Raw genomic sequence first — 22,813 nt, forward strand, 5'->3', positions numbered from 1 at the left:
AACTAAAGTTGGACGCTATTCAATCTTCTTATTAATTTAACTCAAATGCTCGATCATATCTTTTGTCATTGATTCAAGATCAAAAGTATGTTTCCAGTTCCAATCTTCTCTTGCAGAACTGTCATCAATACTTGCTGGCCAGCTGTCCGCAATTTTTTGACGGAAGTCAGGATTGTAAGTGATTTCAAAATCAGGAATATGCTTTTTAATTTCAGCCGCAATTTCAGTTGGAGTAAAACTCATTGCTGCTAAATTGTATGATGAGTGTATTTTGATTTCTTCAACAGGCGCTTTCATAATGTTGATAGTAGCATCGATAGCGTCATCCATATACATCATTGGCATTTTAGTTTCTGATGATAAAAAGCATTCGTATTTTTTATCGGCAATAGCCTTATAGAAAATATCAACAGCATAATCAGTAGTTCCGCCGCCCGGAGGAGTAGACCAGCTGATTAAACCAGGATAACGTATGCTTCGAACATCAACGCCGTAAATATTATGGTAATATTCACACCATCTTTCACCAGCCTGTTTACTAATTCCGTAAACTGTCGAAGGTTCCATTACGGTATATTGAGGAGTATTTTCTTTTGGAGTTGTAGGACCAAAAACAGCGATACTTGAAGGCCAGAAAATCTTCTGAATCTTTTTTGCTTTTGCTAAATTCAGAACATGAAAAAGAGAATTCATATTCAAATCCCATGCAAATGCTGGATTTTTTTCAGCAGTTGCTGATAAAAGCGCGGCCATCAAATACACATCAGTGATTTTATGAACTTCAACAAGATGTTCAATTTGGTTAAAATCTAAAGCATTGACTACTTCAAAAGGACCTGAATTAACAACATCCGTATTTAATTTTCGAATATCAGAAGCGATTACATTTTCGGTTCCGTAAAGTTTGCGCAATTTTTGAGTCAGCTCAGTCCCAATTTGACCGCAAGCGCCAATGATTAATATTTTTGGATTCATTTTTAGATGATTTTTTTAGAGACACAAATATAACGTTTTCGTAATTACGTACGTTTTTTAGAATCATAATTTATAAATTCAATAACAAAAAAGTTTGTTTGTTGGATAATTCTCTGTTTAAGAAATGTGTCTTTGTGCTTTTTGAGTGTTTTTTAAAGGCTTTTTTTGGATAATAAATCCTGTAAAAAATGAGTTTATCACTTAAAATCGATGATAAAAAAATAACCTTGATTTATAGAATCTTTAGCAAAAATCAGAATTCGTAATTGTAAATTTACTTTGTAACTTTGCGATCTAACATTTTATGAAATGAAATATAAAATAGCAGTATTTCTGCTTTTGATTTTAGTGCTTCAATCTTGTCAAAACCAAGACGAAAAGCGTCAAGCTGAAAATGCAAAAGAAGCTAAAAAGAATGAAAAAATTTTTAATAACATCAATAAAGCATGGATTTTTATTGATGAACCAATCAATGAAATTTCGGAACAAAATGTAAGAGCGTGGACAGAATGGCGTGATTTTATGAAAGAGATTGGAGATAAGCCAAGAAAAACTATTGGCGCATTTCAGAAAAAATCTACTGCCATTTCAAAAAAAGCAATGGCTTTAAACAATAATATTCCTGCTGAATTTAATCTGCCTCAAATAAGAAGCCGAATCTCAATTTTAATTACAAAAGTTAGAATGTTGGATTTGTTTATTCATTTGAGTAAAATACCAGATGATAAAGTCGCTTTTTTAATCGGAGAGATTAATAAAGAATTAGTTTCTTTAGAAAGACAAATGGATAAAATTGTTGAGAAAAATAAAATTCCAAAAGAAGAAGGAGAAGAGGATTTTCTAAAAATGTTAGATACGACGCGTGCCATTCCAAGTTCAAGCGCACCTCTGTCACCAATACAAAACATTGATCAAAACGCACCAAAAGTTGAGTAAAAACGCTTTATATACTACCTATGACAATTTGCCAAAAGCACAGCAGATTGCCACAAGTTTACTAGAGGGAAATCAGGTAAAAATGAACCTTAGCGGATTGTTAGGGTCTGCGGTTTCGTTTATAATTCGCTCTGTCTTTAAAAAAACAGAATTGCCTTTTTTGCTTGTTTTAGACAACAAAGAAGAAGCCGCTTATTATTTGAATGATTTAGAGCAGATGATCGGCGAGCAGGATGTTTTATTTTATCCCGCTTCATTCCGTCGTCCGTACCATATTGAGGAAACAGATAATGCGAATGTTTTACTTCGCGCTGAGGTTTTAAACCGAATCAATTCTCGAAAAAAACCAGCTATAATTGTTACGTATCCAGAAGCACTTTTTGAAAAAGTAGTTACGAGAAGAGAACTTGATAAAAACACTTTAAAAGTAGCTTTAAACGATAAAATTTCGATTGATTTTATCAATGAAGTTTTGTTTGAATACGAATTTAAAAGAGTTGATTTTATTACAGAACCTGGAGAATTTTCGGTTCGTGGAGGAATTGTCGATGTCTTTTCTTTCTCAAACGATCATCCGTATAGAATAGAGTTTTTTGGAAACGAAGTAGACAGTATTAGAAGTTTTGATGTAGAAACTCAGTTATCTGTCGAAACACATAAAAAAATCACCATTATTCCGAATGTCGAAAACAAGATATTTCAGGAAAACCGCGAAAGCTTTTTAGATTATATTGCCGAAAAGACTGTTCTTTTCATCCAAAATACTGATGGACTTTTTAGTCAGTTAGACAAACAATTTGCAAGGGCAGAAGAAGCTTTTGAGAAATTGTCGAAGGAAATAAAACACGCCGAACCAGAAAAACTATTTTTAAATCAAGCTTCGTTTATCAAGCGGGCTTTAGATTTTTCGATTGTCGAATTGGCTTCAAAACCAATTTTCAAGACAACTAAAAAGTTCGAATTTCATTTTCAGCCGCAGCCATCTTTCAACAAGCAATTTGATTTATTGCTGAACAATCTGAGCGACAATCATTTTAACGGATATAAAAATTATTTATTCTGTTCAAACGAAACACAGGCAAAACGTTTTCACGATATTTTTGAATCGTTAGATGAAGCCAATTCAGAGAATATCCGAAAGCAATATAATACAATTGTACTGCCTTTATACCAAGGTTTTATCGATGAAGAGAATCAAATAACGGCATACACAGATCATCAGATTTTTGAGCGTTATCATAAATTCAACATCAAAAACGGCTATTCGAAAAAGCAGAATATTACGCTAAAAGAATTAACGGCACTTTCTGTTGGTGATTATGTTACACACATCGATCACGGAATTGGAAAGTTTGGGGGATTGCAGAAAATTCAAGTCGAAGGTAAAACGCAGGAAGCTATAAAATTGGTTTATGCCGACAATGATATTGTTTACGTAAGCATTCACTCGCTTCATAAAATTTCTAAATACAACGGAAAAGACGGAACGCCTCCAAAAATCTATAAACTTGGATCGAATGCTTGGAAAGTTTTAAAACAAAAAACCAAAGCGCGAGTTAAGCATATTGCATTCAATTTAATTCAGTTGTATGCAAAACGAAGATTAGAAAAAGGTTTTCAGTTTGCGCCGGATAGTTATTTACAAAACGAATTAGAAAGTTCGTTTATTTATGAAGATACGCCGGATCAAACCAAATCGACGGCAGAAGTAAAAGCCGATATGGAAAGCGATCGCCCAATGGATCGTTTGGTTTGCGGCGACGTTGGTTTCGGAAAAACGGAAGTTGCCATTCGTGCTGCCTTTAAAGCGGTTGATAATAGTAAACAAGTTGCAGTTTTAGTTCCTACCACTATTTTAGCTTATCAGCATTATAGAACTTTTACGGAACGATTAAAAGATATGCCGGTTACAATTGGCTATTTGAATAGATTTAGAACGGCAAAACAAAAAACACAGACTTTAAAAGATTTAGCCGAAGGAAAACTGGATATCGTTATCGGAACACATCAATTAGTCAATAAAAATGTAGTTTTTAAAGATTTAGGATTATTGATTGTCGATGAGGAACAAAAATTTGGAGTTAACGTAAAAGATAAATTAAAAACCATTGCTGCAAATGTTGATACGTTGACATTAACAGCAACGCCAATTCCGAGAACGCTTCAGTTTTCATTAATGGCGGCCAGAGATTTATCAGTAATTACAACGCCTCCGCCTAATAGATATCCTATTGAAACGAATGTAGTTGGTTTTAATGAAGAAATTATTCGTGATGCAATTTCGTATGAAATTCAGCGAAACGGACAGGTTTTCTTCATCAATAATCGAATCGAAAATATAAAAGAAGTTGCAGGAATGATTCAGCGTTTGGTTCCAAATGCGAGAGTCGGGATTGGTCACGGACAAATGGACGGTGCTAAACTTGAGGAATTGATGTTAGGTTTCATGAACGGTGATTTTGATGTTTTGGTGGCAACCACAATTATCGAAAGTGGATTAGACGTTCCAAATGCCAATACAATTTTCATCAATAATGCCAATAATTTTGGTTTATCAGATTTGCATCAAATGCGCGGCCGTGTTGGTCGAAGCAATAAAAAAGCATTCTGTTATTTCATCTGTCCGCCGTATTCATCCATGACCGAAGATGCTAGAAAACGTATTCAGGCTTTGGAACAATTTAGCGAACTTGGAAGCGGTTTCAATATTGCAATGAAAGATCTTGAAATTCGTGGAGCAGGGGATTTATTGGGTGGTGAACAAAGCGGTTTCATTAATGAAATTGGTTTTGATACGTACCAAAAAATTATGAACGAAGCTATTGAGGAATTGAAAGAAAACGAATTCAAAGATTTATATCCTGAAGAGAACGATATTGAAACGAAAGAATACGTAAAAGATCTACAAATTGATACCGATTTTGAGTTGTTGTTTTCTGATGAATATATCAATAATGTTACCGAACGTTTGAGTTTGTATAACGAATTGGGTTCTGTGAAGAATGAAGAAGAATTAATTGTTTTCCAAAACAAATTAATTGACCGTTTTGGTCCGTTGCCGCCGCGTGCGAATGCATTGATGAATAGTATTCGCATCAAATGGATTGCTACTGCAGTAGGAATTGAAAAATTGGTAATGAAAAAAGGCAAAATGATTGGCTACTTTGTTTCTGATCAACAATCAGATTATTATCAATCAAAGCGTTTTCATAAAGTGATAAAATTTGTGCAAATGCATAGCAACCTTTGCCAAATGAAAGAGAAACAAACACCTAATGGCTTACGACTTTTATTGACTTTTGACAATGTAAAATCGACTAAAAGAGCTTTGGAATTGATGGAGATGCTGGGCGAGTAGATGCTGAGAATTAAAAACTTAAAATGGCGTATAAAAATCTTATACGCCATTTTTTTAATGAAATAAAAGTCTAATTATTATTCAAATTTTACATAATGCAAACCTTTGTTTCCAGAAACTATTATCTTAGTTTTAGAAAAAGCAATGTCATTAACAACTGAACCAGCAGGTAACTCCAGTTCAACTTGCCATGTTGCACCAGAATCTTTTGTAACAAATAATTTATCTCCCGATTGAATATACCATTGTGCATCAGTTCTAAGAAAGAAAGCGGCGACATTCGTTTTTACAACGTTCCATGTTTGCAGCATATCAGTAGATACCATTAAAGTATTGTCCGTTTTATTTATTCCAAATATTCTATTGATGTTTACAAACTTATAAGTGTTTGGATATATTTTTGAGTCGGCTTGTTTGGAAACCGTGTCTTTTACAATCCAGTTGTTGTAACCCGTTTCAGACTGTAGGATTACATTTTTTAGATTATTTGAACCATATTTTTTTGGATCGTAAAGGACACCCGCCTGATAAAATTTGTTGTCAGATACAGATTTTCCATAAACAGAAATTCCTAATCTAGCACTGACACTAGTGCCGCCACTACCAACTTTTGCTGCCCAAATAGGAGGGTCGTTTTTAATAATTGTTGATCCTTTGTCTGTCGTGTAGATTTGACCGCTTATCGAAGTAGTAAGAATACAGATTTTGTTGTCTAGATAACCTACTTTTAAACCGTTAATAGCTGGACTAAAGGAGAGATCAACATTGACTTTTTTTTGTGTTTCAAAAACATTATCAGTAAAAAATGCGGCACCAGTATTTGTTAAAACACCTGTTTTTTCGTCAACCATTTTAAAATCACCGTAATTTCCTGACTGATTGATTCTAGCTAGTTCATAGCCTCTAGGTGTTATAGCTAATTTTGCTGCTGCTCCAGAAAAACTCCCATCATTAGATGTAATACTATTTATATACGAAAATATAGTGTTACTATTTTCAAGAGCACTGGAGGATTGGATATCTACATTCCCAAGAATAGTTAATTTATTCCAGCCTTTCGCCATAGTAAAAAAGCTGATAGGACTACTGTTTAAAGAGTTAATTTGCAGTTTTAAAGTGTTTGTTCCTGTTGTTAAGTCAGTTGGGACTGTTAAAATGATTTTAGTATTTGAAATTTCTTTTGGAGTTATTTCGGTATTATTAATAAAGATTTTGGTTGGATAGTCTTTATTAATAAAATTGGTTCCTGTAATTTCTAAATTTTCCCCTGGAATAAGAAATTCAGAAGAAGCAGCTGAAATTGTAATAGGTAATGGTTGCGCTACAACTGGAGGCGGGGTATCTCCGGAATTATCACTTGAGCAGGAAACAAAAATCACTGTGGTTAATAGGGTTGATAATAGAAGTAGTTTTTTTTTCATGGTTTTTTTAGGATTAATTTTCTGATGTAAATAAATGAAATTCTCAAGCAATATCAAAACTCAGGATGTCACTCAGATTTTTTCCTAATAAAAAAGGGCGCATCATCATGCGCCCCTTTTGTGTTTGTATAGTTTTTAATTAGTTTTTTAAGTCTTTAATAACTTTAAAAGCAACATCAACTTGATCTTCACCAACTAAAATAGTAAATTCATTTGAAGTTGAAATTACCTCGTTTATGATTATTCCTTCCCAAGCCAAACGTTGAAAGATGAAATAATAAATACCAGGAACTACAATGTTCTCTTTTGGTAATTTTACCGTAATAGAAGCCAGATTGTCTAATTTCTGAATTAATTTTTCGCGCATAAAGTGTTTTTCAACTAAATGATTTACACTGCTGCTCACCACAATATTAGTTTCATTTACACCACGAGACGAAGTATAAAAAATATCAGATAAAGCATTAATATCAGAAATTAAATCAGCCTGTTTGTTTAAAACAGTTTCTGAAGCAGCAAAAGTGTAATCTGTCAATTCAGATCTTACCGTAATTTCGCCTATGTTTTTAATGACCTTATTGATCTTATGATTTAATTTAAAATCCAATTCTTCAGTCAGTCGTTTCAGCGACATTACAACAGCACCTTGTTTTACTTCCTTACCAAATTCACTTTCCAATTCCGTCATGATGTTCCGAGAAAGAGATGTTAAATTGATAATTCCAAGCGATAACGCATTCAATAAAAAGGGTTTTGTTTTAATGTAATTTTCGACGATTGAAGAAACGGTTTTCATAATTTTTTTTCTTTTTTTTTGTAACTTAATTGGGTTGGTTTAGTTAATTTATGTTATAAATCTCCACAAAGATAAATAAAAAAACAATTTGTTAGAATTATAACAATAAAAAAATATGTTAAAAGTGATAAAAAGCATCCGTAAAATGTTCAATTGCAAATGTTTCCTGCGTTTTATGGATTGCGGCGATGTCAAAACGAATGTTTAAATCATTTTTAAAATCCTTTTCCCTATCGTTTATGTAGGCATTTACTGCTTTTACCAGGAGTTGGATTTTTTTTGGCTTAACAAAATCTTGCGGAGATCCAAAATCTAAGCTTGATCTTGTCTTCACTTCTACAACTGCTAAAATATTTTCTTTTTGGGCAATAATATCTATTTCAGCTTTTTGAAAAGTCCAATTTCGTTCTAATATTTTATAACCATTTTCTTCAAGATATGCCACAGCAAGATCTTCTCCTATTTTGCCAAGTTCATTGTGTTCTGCCATAGTTTAGTTTTTAGTTTCAAGTTCGAAGTTTCAGGTTTCAAGTTTTTTGCACGCAAAGACGCGAAGTTGCAAAGTTTTAATTATCCTTTGCGACTTCGCGTCTTTGCGAGATTTTAATGTGGTATTTATTGAGTATGAAATACTGCTATTTCAGAAAAGTAACAGTACTTCCAGCTGCATTGACATCAATAGAAATTGTACTTCCCATAATCAAAGCTCTATTGTCCTGAATGTGCCCTGCTGGGAAATTGAAGATTACTGGGATATTGTATTTTTTAGTTACATCATCAATAATTTCTAGAGCATTTTTACCCCATGGCACTTCATTGTCTTTCATTTTGGTCATTCCGCCAATCATAATCCCTTTTAGATTTTCGATGCAGCCATTACGTCGCAAATTCATCATCATTCGGTCAATATGATATAGGTATTCATCTAGATCTTCAATAAATAAAATTTTATCCTTACAATCAATTGCCGATTGCGAACCTAATAAGCTGTAAAGAATAGATAAATTACCACCAACCAATTCGCCTGTAGCTTTACCAAAACGATTCATCTTATCTGGACCAATTGTATAAGAAACCGGCTCACCAAACAAACTGGCTTTCATCGAACTCACTGCCGCCGGAGTTGCTCGAGCTACCGTAACAGGCATAATACCATGTATCGATTTATAACCCATTGTATTTAAATGGTTATGCAAAACAGTAACATCACTAAATCCAATAACCCATTTTGGATGTTGTTTGAATTTTGTAAAATCTAACAAATCAAGCATTCGAACGGTTCCATAACCACCGCGAACACACCAAATTGCTTTAATGTTTGGATTGTCTAATTGTTTTTGAAAATCGGCAGCACGCTGTTCGTCTGTACCCGCAAGCTGATTAAAATCAAGCCCGATTGTTGAGCCTATTACAGCTTCTAAACCCCAGCTGTGCAATAAATCTATTGTTGGTTTTAAATTATCATCGATGTTTTTTCGAGCTGTTGCCAAAAGTGCGACAGTATCTCCTTTTTGTAAATAAGGCGGTGTTATCATGTTTTGTTGAGATTGACAGGTAAACGATTGTAAAGCAAAAATAAGAAATGCCAGTTTAGTGAAGTTAAAATATTTTAAGATTGCGGACTGGCTTTTCATAATTCTTCTGCGGTTTTTTAGTTATAGAATTAACAAATATAATAATTATCCAAAATCAAAATATTGAAATTTCCTACATTTTATTTAAATTGGCTCTTTAATTTTTAAAGTTATGCAAATTATTAAACTTCACTTTTTTTTACTCGCTTTTTTTGTAATTTTTATTTCAAAAGCTCAATCAAAAAAATATAATATACATACATTGGCTTTTTACAATTTCGAAAATCTCTTTGATATTTATGATGATGCAAGTACAAATGATGATGAGTGGACACCAACTGGGGCTCAGCATTGGACAAAAGAAAAGTACGATCAAAAACTAAAAAACTTATCAAAGGTCATTTCTGAAATTGGAACACCAGAGAATTCTAATGCACCTATTTTATTAGGATGCTCTGAAGTTGAAAATAGAGGTGTACTTGAAGATTTGGTAAAACAGGAAAAAATAGCTGGATTTGATTATGGAATCATTCATTTTGATTCGCCTGATCAACGTGGTATTGACGTCGCACTTTTATATCAAAAGAAATATTTTAGACCAACATCATTTGCTAATATTCCGTTATTGATATATAAAAAGAAAGCAGCTATTCAGGAAGATAAAAATGAAGATTTAGGAGATATAGAAGCTAAAACTGAAATAAAAAATAGAATTTTTACAAGAGATCAGCTTTTAGTAACTGGCTTTCTTGAAGAGGAAGAGATTCATATTATTGTTAATCATTGGCCTTCGAGATCAGGAGGAGAAAAAGCAAGCAGTATATTTCGTGAAGCAGCGGGAAGATTAAACCGTAAGATTATTGATTCATTGCAGCAAATAAATCCAAATGCGAAAGTAATTACAATGGGAGATTTAAACGATGGCCCTTTTAATAAAAGTATCAAGACAGCTTTAGGAGCAAAGGCAAAAAAGACAGAAGTCCCAGAATTTGGTGTTTTTAATCCATTTGAAGAAATGGCTGAGAAAGGAATGGGAACTTTGGCTTTTAGAGATTCATGGGATATTTTTGATCAAATTATGATGACTGGTTCATTAATAAATTCAGGTTTTTCTACATTCAAATTTTGGAAAGCAGGAATTTTTAATAAACCGTATTTAATTCAAACCTCTGGAAAGTATAAAGGATATCCGTTACGAAATACACTAGAACAAGCAGGTTTTAGTGATCATTTTCCAGTTTATATTTATTTGATTAAAGAAAAATTGTAAAGGCAAACTTTGCAGAGCATCTCTACAATTTCATTATCTTAGCTTCTCATAAAAATTTATAAAATGGCCATAGCAAAACCGTTCAATCTTACTAAATGGATTGAAGAAAACAGACAATTATTAAAGCCGCCAGTTGGAAATAAAAACCTTTATGTAGATTCAGGCGACTATATCGTAATGATAGTTGCAGGGCCAAATGCAAGAAAAGACTATCATTATAATGAAACCGAAGAGCTTTTTTATCAGTTAGAAGGCAGTATAAAAGTGGTAATTCAAGAAGATGGCAAGCGCAAGGAAATGGAGCTGAACGCAGGCGATATGTATCTTCATCCCGCTAAAATTCCGCATTCTCCAGTTCGTTCTGAAGGTTCAATAGGTTTAGTAATTGAGCGCAAACGTGCAGGAAAAGGATACACTGATGGATTGTTATGGCATTGTGATAAGTGTAATCATAAATTATATGAAGTGTTTTTTGAACTTCATAATATTGAGAAAGACTTTCTTCCGCACTTCGAGCATTTTTACAATTCTGAAGAATTAAGAACTTGTGATAAATGCGGCACTGTAATGGAAACTGATCCGAGATTTACGGCAAAAAAGTAATTTATTAGTTGAGTTAAAATATCAAACCCGACAAGTTTTAAAAACGAGTCGGGTTTGGAATATCTGACAAGATTAGATTTTAAAATCCATATAATCTGTGGCAAAAAATTATAGCTCAAATCTTTCCCCTTGTTCAGGATAAATAATTTTCACTCCTAAATCATTTTGATTTTTAATTTGCTCTTTTAGTTTCACAATATTCTTAGTCGGCGGTTTCAAATGTGTAATGATAATGTTGAAATCTTTTAGAGTTCCTTTTCCTGATAATTCTTCTAAAACATGAAGCTCTTTCATTAGATAATTGGGCGTTAAATGTCCAAACAAAAATTGATCAGGCTGTTCGTTTGGAAAAGAAACTTCAATAAAAATTCCTTTCAATTGTTTGTTTTGGACAAGAGGAGCAACTGCCGTCCATAAATTTTTAAGATTATCACTTTTTTCAACGACATCAGGTCCTGTATCACCTAAATATAAAACGTACGAATCTCCATTTTTTATTAAAAATGCAGTGCTTTCAAACGGATTTACGTGACTTAACGGGAATACTTTTACCGTCATTTGAGTGTTTGTAATCGGCGTTTCAAGGTTGGTTTTTAAAGTCTCAAAATGATATTTTTTCAAAGGAGTTCCAGGGCCTTTATCACCAAAATTTGCCCAAGTTTGATCATTGAAATAATGATTTTCCATCATTTCCATACATTTTTCAGTTGCATAAACTGTCTTAGAAGAATCTGCAGGCGAATTTATGATTAAGCCAGAAACGTGATCTAAATGAGCATGTGAAATAAAATATCCTTTTATGTATTTTCGCAAAACTTCGCTCGTTGAAACTTTAAAAACTTTGTTTTTTATGGCAACTTCAATTCCTGCATTTATAGTTCCTGCGTCTAAACAGATATAGTCGTTTGTATGTACAGGAGCGAGTAAATAAGCAGAAAGATTTTTTTCATCAATTCCGCCTTTTACACCCAGTGGAACGACTTGAAATGAAGTTTTTTGATCTTTTTGAGAAAAGGCATTTAGTGTAACTAATATAAGGCAGAGTAAAAGACGTTTAAAAAGAGTCATGTTTTTTATTTTAGAAAAGCAAATTTCATCAAATTTACGGAATAAAGCAGGCTTTGATTCTGTTATTACTATTAAATAGCCTTAAGTTTACTCTGATTTTAACTATTCTGATTTATTAGAAAGTAATTTTAAAACAATATCTTTACGTATTAATATAACAATTTTAACTAAAAAAGTTACAATGACAACAATAGCATCACAATTTGGCATAAATGAAGCACTTGAAAAGCTGGGAATAAAACAAGTAAATGAAGGAACTTCTACAGGAATAGAAAATTTCTCATCGGGTGAGATTTTGGATAGTTTTTCTCCTGTTGATGGAAAATTAATTGCATCTGTAAAGACTTCTACTCTTGAAGATTATGAAAAAGTAATGAAATCTGCAACAGAAGCTTTCAAAACATTTCGTTTAATTCCTGCACCGCAGCGTGGAGAAATTGTACGTCAGTTTGGGCAAAAATTGCGTGAAAATAAAGAGGCTCTTGGTAAATTGGTTTCATACGAAATGGGGAAATCTTTGCAGGAAGGTTATGGAGAAGTTCAGGAAATGATCGACATCTGTGATTTTGCAGTTGGATTATCACGCCAGTTACACGGATTAACGATGCATTCTGAAAGACCAGGACATCGTATGTATGAACAATATCACTCATTGGGAGTTGTGGGAATTATTTCTGCATTTAATTTTCCAGTTGCAGTTTGGTCTTGGAATACGGCTTTGGCTTGGATTTCTGGTGATGTTTGCGTTTGGAAACCTTCAGAGAAAACGCCACTTTGCGGTATTGCCTGCCAAAATATAATTGCTCAGGTTATAAAAGAGAATAATCTTCCAGAAGGAATTTCTTGTTTAATAAATGGAGATTACAAAATAGGAGAGTTGGTGACAAAAGATACTCGTATTCCGTTAGTATCAGCAACTGGTTCTACTAGAATGGGTAAAATTGTAGCGCAGACTGTTGCAGGTCGTTTAGGAAAATCATTGTTAGAACTAGGAGGAAACAACGCTATTATCGTAACTCCAGATGCCGATATTAAAATGACAGTTATTGGTGCTGTTTTTGGCGCTGTTGGAACTGCGGGGCAACGTTGTACATCTACACGTCGTTTAATTATTCACGAAAGTATTTATGATAAAGTAAAAGATGCATTGGTAACGGCTTACAAACAATTGCGAATTGGAAATCCGCTTGACGAAAATAATCATGTTGGACCGCTTATCGATTTGCATGCTGTCGAAATGTATGCGCTTGCTTTAAATAAAGTAGTTGCCGAAGGTGGAAAAATTCTTGTTGAAGGCGGAGTACTTTCAGGCGAAGGTTACGAAAGCGGTTGTTATGTTAAGCCTGCAATTGCCGAAGCTAAAAATTCATTTGAAATTGTACAGCACGAAACTTTTGCTCCGGTTTTATATTTGATTAAATATTCTGGAGATGTTGATGCTGCAATCGAAATTCAAAATGGCGTTGCACAAGGATTATCATCGGCAATTATGACTAATAATTTGCGTGAAGCAGAAAGATTTTTATCTGTTGTAGGTTCTGACTGTGGAATTGCAAATGTAAATATCGGAACTTCGGGTGCTGAAATTGGCGGTGCTTTTGGAGGTGAAAAGGAAACAGGCGGTGGTCGTGAATCTGGTTCCGATGCCTGGAAAATTTATATGCGTCGTCAAACCAATACAATAAATTATACAACTAGTCTGCCATTGGCGCAAGGAATTAAATTTGACTTGTAAAAATAGAGGATGAATTAATAAACCGCTTTTTTCAATATTTGGAAGAAGCGGTTTTTTTGTGTTGAATTTGTAGTAATTTATTTAGATTTGTATTTGATATAAACGAGTAATATATAATTCGATAAAATGCCTTTATTTTTTTTTGCAGGACTTACACCTTTTGGATACGGATTTATTGGAGTGCTCTTTTTATCTTTTTTACTGGCTTATTTTTGGCTTAAATCGTATGATAAAAAGAATAAACCAGGTTGTCTCTCAATTGGATTTGCAGGGTTGATTATTTGGTTTGTTCTTATGTTTCCAACTTTTTTTACTTTTTCAATTATTGAAAACGGAAATGCTGCAACGAAAGTTGGACTGGTCATTTTTTGGGCTTTTGTGTTGGCTTTGGTTATTTACTTTGTAACTGCAAAAAACACAGAGGGTGTTAAAAAAGTTATTTTCACTATCTTTAAGTACATTCTTTATTTAATACTTTTAGGACTGTTTTTGGTCTTGTTTTTTGGAATGACTTATTATATTTATTTGAGACTTTTTACAGCAGAAAAAAACGAAGATCCTGTGTGGCCGGCTCTTTTATGTATTTTTTTTGTTGCCGTACTCAGTGTAATTGGTTTTGGTCTCTTGGTGAGAGATAAAGAGGATAAGAAAAAGGAAAAATCGACTTTTTATGATTTGGCAGAGGCAAAGTTAAAGCCGCAATTAGTTGTTGAACTCGATTTGTCAAAAAATAAATTAAGTAAATTTCCAGATGAGATTTTACAATTTAAGAATTTGAAATTCTTAGTTTTAAGTCATAATGAAATTAGTGAAATTCCAAACGATATCAATAAATTACACAAATTAATAGGTCTGGATTTAAGTCATAATCCTATTTCAGATTTAGAAAGAAATCGCTTAAGAAAACTGCTTTCTAAAGAAGTTGAAATTGTATTTTAAGGAATTCTGTAAAAGAATATCCAAATAAAAGCATTTGTAAATATGAACGAATTTTTTGAATTTCTTACTCAAAACAAAGCCGATGCTGGATTGGTTGTTTTTTTAATGCTTTTCAGCATGGGTGTTGCTTTATTTCAAACCGTAATTTTTTCGGGACTTTATAACTTGAAATTTCCTAACTGGTTGTTTTTTGTTTTATGCCCGTTTACAGTTGGTGTGAGTTTTTTAATAGATCCCGGATATCCATTTGCGGTTATATTATTTTTGTTTGCTTCTGTTTTTCTATTCGCAATTGTCGGAATGATTTATTCTGGGATTAAAAGCAGTAAACAAGAAAAGATAGATAGAGAAAAATTTAATAGGATTCACAATATTCCAAAAACGAAACTTCAAGATAAACTTCTTGGATTCTTTGTTTTAGTTTGTATTGTTGGAGCTTTTTATGGGCTGGCTGTAACTGAGAATTTGAAGCTTCTGTTTTTAATTATTCCTGGATTTATACTTGTTAGTTCAATATTTTTTCCAAGCAGTAAAAGCAAATTTTATAAAATGCAGTCTATTTTACCAACATCAAAAATAGATGCAATTGCTATGGGTTTGGTTGAAATTGAAGGCGATTTGGAAGAAATCGAACCTATAATTTCTCCTTACTTCAAAAAACCATGCATTGGTTATTCGTATAAAATAGAAAAAGAAAGTCCGAGAGATGACGACGGCAGAACAACATATTCAACTATTTTCAGCGAAGTAAAAACAGGAAAATTTAAAATTAAAGACGAAACGGGTTCTGTTACGGTAGATGGCGAGGGATTAGAATATTATTTTGATAGAATTGACAATCAGTCTGGAGGAAAAACTAGATATACTGAAACGTACTTGAAAAGTGACGATTATATGCTTCTTATAGGTTACGCGGCTTCAGATAATGGTAGTGTATTAATAAAAAAAGACAGTGCTGATACTATTTTTGGAATTGCAGTTCCAAGGAGTATTTCATTTAGAAATAAATACAAACCGCTGCTCGATTCTTTTTTAACCGTTTTGTTTTTCATCTCACTTATACTCATCTATATTATTTTAAATTAAAGAAAATATGACTGTTCAAAACATTGCCTTACTTATCGGAATAATTCTAATTATTGTGTTTTTTAATTTTTTTATAAGAATTTACAATAAGTTGGTTATGCTGAAAAATAATAATGAAAAAGCATTTAGAAATATTGATGTTATCTTGATGCAGCGTGCAGAAGAAGTGCCGGAATTGGTGAAAATTGTGTCTAAATTTACAGAACATGAAACAGCCATGCTTACTAATTTGACTAAATTAAGAACTGATTTTTTAAATGCGAAAACAGTCGAAGAAAAGATTGATAATGCAAATGAATTTTCGAAATCATTAAAAAGTATTTTTTCAGTTTCTGAGAATTATCCAACATTGTTATCCAACAGTAACTTTTTAGAATTGCAGAAAAGAGTTTCTCAAATGGAGGATAAAATCGCTGACCGACGAGAGTTTTTTAACGATAGTGTAAACTTGTATAATGTGGGAATCCAAGAGTTCCCTAATTTTATTTTAGCTAAACTAATTGGGTATAAAACACAGACTTTATTTGATGTTACACCAGAAGACAAGAAATATGATGGAGTTCAACTTTAATACTTTTTTTGGTTACGAGAACGAAATTAACAGCTTGAATGACACAGTGCTTCTTTATGGTTTTGGCGGTATTATGTTTGGTTTAGTGACTTTAACATTTGCATCTTTCATAATTAGAAAGCTTGGTTTTGGTGTTGTTAACAGCTATTTTATAAGTCCGCTTATGTTGTCTTTGGGACTTACAATATTGCTTTCTATTTTGCCTACAATAGTATTTTATGTTGTAGCAAATGATATTTTACCGGTAAAAATTTTGTACTGTTGGATCACCATTTTTATAGGAATGTTTCTGTTTGTTATGTTTAATTTAGAAACAATTAAAAGCTTTTTTAGAGAGTTTAATAAAGTAAGCGAACAAGAAGAATTTAGAGATAGAAAAAGATAGATTATAATTTTGTCTTGTCCTGAATAATCTGTAGCGATTGTTTAGGACAAGACAAAATTTTTTGGCAAATTTGTTAAAGAGAGAAAAGGATTACTTTTATGAAGAAAAATAAAAATTAAAAGGATTGATGAACGCGGAAAATAGCTACATGGGATATTTGTTTTGCTCTTAAAATTAAATAGAGTATCGTATAAAATAAAATTGTGTTATTATATTCTTCTAGTTTTTGAAATGTATAGGCATAAAAAAAGCCTTTTTGATTATCAAAAAGGCTTTTAGAATATGGTAAAACTAGTATTTAGTCTTTACTAGATAGTTTCGATAATAATCTTAAAAATTCAACATACAACCAAACTAAAGTAATCATTAGTCCCATTGCGCCAAACCATTCCATATATTTTGGCATTCTTTGTTGTACCCCTTTTTCGATTTGATCAAAATCTAAAAATAAGTTTAAAGCAGCAATAACAATTACAAAAACACTAATTCCAATACTCATCATAGAATTTCCATGATGTACAGGAGTCCAGCTTGTAAACATTGAAACTACCCACGAAATTAAATAATAAGTTGCGATTGCTAATGTCGATGCAACAACAACAGACTTGAATTGCTCTGTAACTTTAACAATTCTGAATTTATACAATCCTAAACAAACTAGAAAGGTTACAAGAGTTGCGCCAACCGCATTAACAACGATTCCCGGATATTGTAATTCAAAAATTGCAGATATTCCTCCAATAAATAAACCTTCAAAAAGAGCATATCCAGGAGCTAAGTATGGAGAAGCTTGCGGTTTAAAAGCAGAAATAACAACTAAAATTAATCCAACAATTGCACCGCCAATTGCAGGCAGCATTGGATTCATTCCGTTAAATGCCATCCACCATGTAATCATAGATGATGCGCATAATATTAAAAATAAAATTGCTGTTTTATTAATAGTACCAGACAAAGTCATTTCCTGATTGTAATCAATAATTTTTGCTTCGTGTACTTCTTCAGCTCTTGAAACTGCATTTGATGAAAAACGCTTGTTGCTTAAAAATGGATTTTTTGAATTGAAGGCCATAGTTTTAATACATTTAATTGAACCCAAATATATGGAGTTTTTTCGAGGTGTGGCGGCTTGAGCTAAATTTTTAACATGATTTTCTCTTCTATAAAAAGCAGGTAAAAAAAAAGTCCATCAAAAAAATCTTGATGGACTCGTGTTTATTTTGAAGTAAATTTTAATTCAATAAATCTAAAACTAATGATGGAAATAACCCTAAAACAATATTTAAAACAATTGAAACAACTGCAACTGCATAAATAAGAAATGGTTTTCCTGTGCGTTTTTCGTTAGGTTCTTTAGAATACATTGCCAAAATAAGTTTGAAATAATATCCAACACTTATAATTGAGTTAATTACTGCCACAATAACTAAAGCGATATATCCCGCTTGAATCGTTTGATTGAATAAGAATAATTTTGCAAAGAATCCAGAGAAAATTGGAATACCAGCCATAGATAACAATGAACCAGTTAAGATAGCAGCCAATAATGGATTTGTTTTTCCAAGTCCGTGGAAGTTCGTAATATCTTCGTTATCCTGATTTTTGCAAACATATAGAATAACACTAAAAGCGGCAATTCCTGCTAAAGCATAAGCTGATGTATAATACAATAAAGTACCTGCAGATGTTGCAATAGATAAGAACGTCATTAACATGAAACCTGCGTGTGAGATTCCTGAAAATGCTAACATACGTTTTACATTTACTTGACGTAATGCCATTATGTTTCCAACTGTCATTGACGCAATTGAAATAATTACAATGATATTTTCAAATGTTCCTAAAAGTTCTTGATTTTCAAGAGATGGAATTAAATTTAGTCCTGCTACTAATTTAAAAAGAGTTGCAATCGCTACAACTTTTGCCAAAGTACTCATTAAAGCCGTTGTTAAAGCTGGAGAACCTTCGTAAACGTCTGGTGCCCAGAAATGAAATGGAACAGCAGCAATTTTGAAAAACATTCCAATTATCATTAAAACCATTCCGATTGGAAACCAGATTGGAAGTTCGGCAGATAAAGAACTTTCGTGAATTTCTGTAACATCAAAAGTTCCCATTGCTCCGTAAATCAAACAAATTCCAAATAAAATAATTCCAGATGCAAAAGATCCCATAAGGAAATATTTCATACCTGCTTCATTACTTTTAATGTTCAAACGATCGCTTGCTGCAAGAACATATAATGCGATAGATAAAATTTCGATTCCAAGGAAAAACATAGCTAAGTTTCCAAAAGAAACCATCGCAACGGCTCCAGCTAATAAAAAGATTTTTATAGCAATGAAATCTGAAATTTTCGATTGATGATTTTCGTAAAAATTATGACTTAATGCTACAAGGAAAATAGTCAGAATAATAAATAATGATGAAAAGGCAGTCGAGAATTTATCTACTGCAATCATATTATTGTAATAACTTGCTGTTGATCCAAATTCATAATAGTTAAGTGCCAAAACACCCAATAAACCTAAAATGGTAAATGGAACGATGCCTTTTCTAAAATTTAGAATTTCAAACAATAGGCAAAAAATACCCAATCCTGTTATAGCTATTAATGTATTCATTTTTGTTTTTTTGATTTAGGAAATCTAAAACGCCCTAATTTATTTTATTTAAAATATATATTTAATTTTTTAGCTTTTTAATTCTTTTCGTTTCGGATAAATCTGAAATCAAAAATCGTTGATCTGCCTTCTAAAATCTTAGTTTTTATTGATAACGTTTAAAATCGTTTCTAAACTTGGTGTAATCAAATCTGTAATAGGTTTTGGATAAAATCCAAAGAAAATTAGTACAGCGATAATTGCTACCATCGAAATTCCTTCGTTTACAGAAACATCTGCAAAAGTTCTTGAATTGGTTTCACCCAACATTACATTTTGAAACATTTTAAGCATATAGTAAGCTCCTAGAATAATCGTTGTTCCGCCTAAAACAGCAAACCAAATATTAATTTGAGATAAACTGTATAATACTGTAAATTCTCCAACAAAGTTAAAAGTAGTTGGCAAAGCAACAGAAGCTAAAACCAAAATTAAAAACATAGAAGTGAATTTTGGAGATTGCGTACGGATTCCTCCTAATTCGCTGATTTCTCTAGTTTCAAATCTTCTGTAGATAATTTCTGCAGCATAAAATAATCCAACTACGACAAAACCGTGAGCGATCATTTGCATAACAGCACCTCTAAAACCATCAATAGTTAAAGTGTAAGTTCCTGCAGCAATTAATCCAACGTGAGCTAGAGATGAATACGCTAATAATTTCTTTAAATCTTTTTGTCTTAATGCAACTATTGAACCGTAGATAACTCCAGCAATTCCTAAAGCAATAAAAATATTCATATATTCTTTTGAAGCAAGAGGCGCAAGTGGTAATTGCCAACGAATTACACTGTACAATCCCATTTTTAACATGATACCAGATAAAAGCATTGTTCCAACTGTTGGCGCTTTTTGGTACACATTTGCCTGCCATGTGTGGAAAGGAATAATTGGAATTTTGATTGCATAAGCTAAGAAGAATGCCAAGAAAATCCAGAATTGTTCGCAAGCTGATAATTCTACTTTGTATAAATCTTCGATTAAGAAGCTGCCTGCTTTTTGATATAAATAGATAAAAGCAGTCAGCATGAATAAAGAACCTGCAAGTGTGTAAATAAAGAATTTTACAACCGCTTTTCTTCTTTCTTCAGCATCGCCATTACCCCAAATAAGAGCAATAAAGTAAATAGGAATAAGAGCTAGCTCCCAGAAAATATAATATAAAAGACCATCTGCAGCCAAGAAAGTTCCTGTCATTGCAAACGCCATAAATAAGATCAAAGAATAAAAGGCTTTTGAATTTTTATATTCATTCCCAAAAGAAGAAAATATAATAATTGGAGTCAAAGCAGTTGTCAATAAAAGCATTGCAATTGCTAATCCATCAGCATTTAAAGCGAATGAAATTTTAGGCTGTGTGATCCAAGCATTGATAAGGCTGATATTTTCACCAGCATTAAAATGGTTTAACAATACAACCGAACAGCCTAAAGCTGCCAAACTAAAGAACAAAGCTACTTTTGAAGCGAGTTTGTCACCTGCAAAATAGGTGATAAATGCACCAACTAAAAGAATAATTAATATAAGAGAAACGTTCATAGTTATAAAATTATTGAGCTAAAAATAAATAAGAAACAATTGCGCAAAGACCTAAAACGAAAGCAAAAAGATATAATCCGATACTTCCAGTCTGCAGTTTTTTACCCTGAAAAGCTAATTCATTTGCTATTTTTCCTAATCCGAAAACAAGTGCCGATAAACCAGTTTCGATATAATCTCTAAAGAATCTTGATAATCCGTTTATAGAGCGAACAAATATCGCATCGTAAGCTTCATCAACATAATATTTGTTGTATAACACTTTTGTTAAACCTGTAATGTTTTCATCAGTTTCAGGAACATTATCTTGTTTAAAGTATTTTACGTAAGCAATTATAATTCCTAATAAACCGCCTAACACAGCAACACCCATTAAAGTGTATTCTGTTGTGCCTAAATGGTGTTCTTCGCCAGCTGCTTTTGTGAAAAGAGGAGCTAAATATTCATTTAACCAGCTGTTTCCAGGTAAACTGATTAGTCCGCCAAAAGTTGCTAAAATCGCTAAAATGATTAATGGAATTGTAATTAAAGCACCACTTTCGTGTAAGTGATGTTTTTGCTCTTCAGTTCCTCTAAATTCTTTAAAGAAAGTTAAGAACATTAAACGGAACATATAGAAAGCTGTCATGATTGAAGCAATAGATCCAACAACGTATAAAGGAATACTGTGGTGGAAAGCTGTCATTAAGATTTCGTCTTTTGAGAAGAAACCTGAGAAAAACGGAACTCCTGAAATGGCTAATGAAGAAATCAACATTGTCCAAAATGTGATTGGCATTGCTTTACGCAAACCACCCATTTTACGCATATCCTGCTCACCATGTAAACCGTGAATAACAGAACCAGATCCTAAGAACAAACAAGCTTTAAAGAAAGCATGTGTGATTACGTGAAAAACAGCTACTTCGTAAGCTCCAAATCCTAATGCTAAAAACATTAATCCTAATTGTGAAACGGTAGAGTAAGCTAATACTTTTTTAATATCTGTTTGAACTAAACCAATTGTAGCTGCAACTAATGATGTTATTGCTCCAATAATGGCAATTACGTTTTGTACATCTGTTGCAAGATCAAAAACAAAGTTTAATCTTGTTACCATGAAAATACCAGCTGTTACCATCGTAGCAGCGTGAATTAAAGCAGAAACCGGAGTTGGTCCAGCCATCGCATCTGGTAACCAAGTGTACAATGGAATCTGTGCAGATTTACCGCAAGCTCCAATAAACAAACATAAAGCTGCTAAAGAAAGTAATGGTAAGTTTAAATCTGTTGTTCCAGCAATTGCAGTTTTTAAAGTTGTATAATCTAAAGTAGAGAACATTGAACCAATGATGAACATACCAATTAAAAGACCTAAATCTCCAATTCTGTTCATAATGAAAGCTTTCTTTGCGGCATCATTGTAATCTTGGTTTTTATGCCAAAATCCAATTAATAAATAAGAGCAAAGTCCAACACCTTCCCAACCGATGAATAAAACTAATAAGTTGCTTCCAATTACAAGAGTAATCATAAAGAATACGAACAGATTTAAATACGCAAAGAATTTGTGCATATTCTCATCGTCATGCATGTAACTGATAGAGTATAAGTGAATCAAAGATCCAATTCCGGTTACAAATAACAACCAAAGAACAGATAATTGATCTAATAAAAATCCAAGATTGATTTTTATGTTACTAATTTGAATCCAATCAAATAAAGTAACTTCAATTGCTTTTCCAGTTGCAGTTATTTGATTAAAAAGAACAAGAGTAACTATAAAAGAAACAGCCACGGCAGCAGTCCCGATAAATCCGGAAACTGTTTTTCCTAAGCTTTTCCCAAAGAAAACATTAATTAAAAATCCTAAAAAAGGAGCTAAAACTAAAACTAAAGCTAAATTGGTATCCAT

19 protein-coding genes are annotated in these 22,813 nt (G+C 32.6%); 9 read left to right on the forward strand and 10 right to left on the reverse strand.

Features of this window, described 5'->3' with window-relative positions:
- Nucleotides 1–36: 36 nt before the first annotated feature.
- Nucleotides 37–975 carry an L-threonine 3-dehydrogenase gene (locus B0A75_RS07500; protein WP_089053669.1) on the reverse strand — a complete coding sequence of 313 codons (939 nt, stop codon included), beginning with the start codon at nucleotides 973–975 and terminating at the stop codon, nucleotides 37–39.
- A gap of 309 nt (nucleotides 976–1,284) precedes the next feature.
- Here B0A75_RS07500 and B0A75_RS07505 point away from each other — a divergent pair, with 309 nt between their 5' ends.
- Together B0A75_RS07505 and mfd are read left to right on the forward strand one after the other, a co-directional pair.
- Nucleotides 1,285–1,911, forward strand: a complete 627-nt coding sequence (locus B0A75_RS07505; protein ID WP_089053670.1) for a hypothetical protein — start codon at nucleotides 1,285–1,287, stop codon at nucleotides 1,909–1,911.
- The gene (gene mfd / locus B0A75_RS07510; protein ID WP_089053671.1) at nucleotides 1,904–5,269 is read left to right on the forward strand and encodes a transcription-repair coupling factor; all 3,366 of its coding nucleotides are present in this window, start codon (nucleotides 1,904–1,906) and stop codon (nucleotides 5,267–5,269) included. The genes B0A75_RS07505 and mfd overlap by 8 nt, the downstream gene beginning before the upstream one ends.
- Nucleotides 5,270–5,346: 77 nt before the next feature.
- Here mfd and B0A75_RS07515 read toward each other — a convergent pair whose 3' ends face one another.
- From B0A75_RS07515 to B0A75_RS07530, 4 genes are all read right to left on the reverse strand, one after another.
- On the reverse strand, nucleotides 5,347–6,690 hold the full coding sequence (locus B0A75_RS07515) for an IPT/TIG domain-containing protein (RefSeq protein WP_089053672.1): 1,344 nt from the start codon (nucleotides 6,688–6,690) through the stop codon (nucleotides 5,347–5,349).
- Between the two features lie 139 nt (nucleotides 6,691–6,829).
- Nucleotides 6,830–7,486 (reverse strand): hypothetical protein, encoded by a 657-nt coding sequence (locus tag B0A75_RS07520; protein WP_008466087.1) that lies wholly within the window; start codon nucleotides 7,484–7,486, stop codon nucleotides 6,830–6,832.
- Between the two features lie 118 nt (nucleotides 7,487–7,604).
- Entirely contained in the window at nucleotides 7,605–7,976 is a 372-nt protein-coding gene (locus B0A75_RS07525; protein ID WP_089053673.1) for a YraN family protein, read from the reverse strand.
- Nucleotides 7,977–8,121: 145 nt separating this feature from the next.
- Nucleotides 8,122–9,021, reverse strand: coding sequence for a S66 peptidase family protein (locus B0A75_RS07530; protein WP_089053800.1), 900 nt, complete (start codon nucleotides 9,019–9,021; stop codon nucleotides 8,122–8,124).
- 211 nt (nucleotides 9,022–9,232) lie between these two features.
- On the opposite strand from B0A75_RS07530, the gene B0A75_RS07535 reads away from it, so the two are divergent.
- Both B0A75_RS07535 and B0A75_RS07540 read left to right on the forward strand, forming a co-directional pair.
- Nucleotides 9,233–10,330 (forward strand): endonuclease/exonuclease/phosphatase family protein, encoded by a 1,098-nt coding sequence (locus B0A75_RS07535; RefSeq protein ID WP_089053674.1) that lies wholly within the window; start codon nucleotides 9,233–9,235, stop codon nucleotides 10,328–10,330.
- A 63-nt stretch (nucleotides 10,331–10,393) separates the two neighbouring features.
- Nucleotides 10,394–10,933 (forward strand): 3-hydroxyanthranilate 3,4-dioxygenase, encoded by a 540-nt coding sequence (locus B0A75_RS07540; RefSeq protein ID WP_089053675.1) that lies wholly within the window; start codon nucleotides 10,394–10,396, stop codon nucleotides 10,931–10,933.
- Nucleotides 10,934–11,041: 108 nt separating this feature from the next.
- Here the strand turns inward: B0A75_RS07540 and B0A75_RS07545 are convergent, their stop codons facing one another.
- Nucleotides 11,042–12,001: an MBL fold metallo-hydrolase gene (locus tag B0A75_RS07545; RefSeq protein ID WP_089053676.1), complete on the reverse strand. Its 960-nt coding sequence runs from the start codon at nucleotides 11,999–12,001 to the stop codon at nucleotides 11,042–11,044.
- 181 nt (nucleotides 12,002–12,182) lie between these two features.
- Between B0A75_RS07545 and amaB the strand changes: the two genes are divergently transcribed.
- From amaB to B0A75_RS07570, 5 genes are all read left to right on the forward strand, one after another.
- Nucleotides 12,183–13,736 (forward strand): L-piperidine-6-carboxylate dehydrogenase, encoded by a 1,554-nt coding sequence (gene amaB / locus B0A75_RS07550; RefSeq protein WP_089053677.1) that lies wholly within the window; start codon nucleotides 12,183–12,185, stop codon nucleotides 13,734–13,736.
- 126 nt (nucleotides 13,737–13,862) lie between these two features.
- Entirely contained in the window at nucleotides 13,863–14,675 is an 813-nt protein-coding gene (locus B0A75_RS07555) for a leucine-rich repeat domain-containing protein (protein WP_089053678.1), read from the forward strand.
- A 42-nt stretch (nucleotides 14,676–14,717) separates the two neighbouring features.
- Nucleotides 14,718–15,761: a hypothetical protein gene (locus tag B0A75_RS07560; RefSeq protein ID WP_089053679.1), complete on the forward strand. Its 1,044-nt coding sequence runs from the start codon at nucleotides 14,718–14,720 to the stop codon at nucleotides 15,759–15,761.
- 97 nt (nucleotides 15,762–15,858) lie between these two features.
- Complete coding sequence (locus B0A75_RS07565; protein ID WP_233206943.1) at nucleotides 15,859–16,332, forward strand: LemA family protein; 474 nt, start codon at nucleotides 15,859–15,861, stop codon at nucleotides 16,330–16,332.
- A complete protein-coding gene (locus B0A75_RS07570) occupies nucleotides 16,313–16,717 on the forward strand; it encodes a hypothetical protein (protein WP_123872339.1) in 405 nt (134 codons plus the stop codon). The genes B0A75_RS07565 and B0A75_RS07570 overlap by 20 nt, the downstream gene beginning before the upstream one ends.
- A gap of 298 nt (nucleotides 16,718–17,015) precedes the next feature.
- Here B0A75_RS07570 and B0A75_RS07575 read toward each other — a convergent pair whose 3' ends face one another.
- The 4 genes from B0A75_RS07575 to nuoL all read right to left on the reverse strand — a co-directional run bounded on the left by B0A75_RS07575 (nucleotide 17,016) and on the right by nuoL (nucleotide 22,813).
- On the reverse strand, nucleotides 17,016–17,789 hold the full coding sequence (locus B0A75_RS07575; protein ID WP_089053682.1) for a Bax inhibitor-1/YccA family protein: 774 nt from the start codon (nucleotides 17,787–17,789) through the stop codon (nucleotides 17,016–17,018).
- 160 nt (nucleotides 17,790–17,949) lie between these two features.
- On the reverse strand, nucleotides 17,950–19,341 hold the full coding sequence (locus B0A75_RS07580; RefSeq protein ID WP_089053683.1) for an NADH-quinone oxidoreductase subunit N: 1,392 nt from the start codon (nucleotides 19,339–19,341) through the stop codon (nucleotides 17,950–17,952).
- A 138-nt stretch (nucleotides 19,342–19,479) separates the two neighbouring features.
- Nucleotides 19,480–20,919 (reverse strand): complex I subunit 4 family protein, encoded by a 1,440-nt coding sequence (locus B0A75_RS07585; RefSeq protein WP_089053684.1) that lies wholly within the window; start codon nucleotides 20,917–20,919, stop codon nucleotides 19,480–19,482.
- A 10-nt stretch (nucleotides 20,920–20,929) separates the two neighbouring features.
- Nucleotides 20,930–22,813, reverse strand: a complete 1,884-nt coding sequence (nuoL, locus tag B0A75_RS07590) for an NADH-quinone oxidoreductase subunit L (protein ID WP_089053685.1) — start codon at nucleotides 22,811–22,813, stop codon at nucleotides 20,930–20,932.

The organism is Flavobacterium oncorhynchi (genome assembly GCF_002217355.1).
Classification (GTDB): Bacteria; Bacteroidota; Bacteroidia; order Flavobacteriales; family Flavobacteriaceae; genus Flavobacterium; species Flavobacterium oncorhynchi.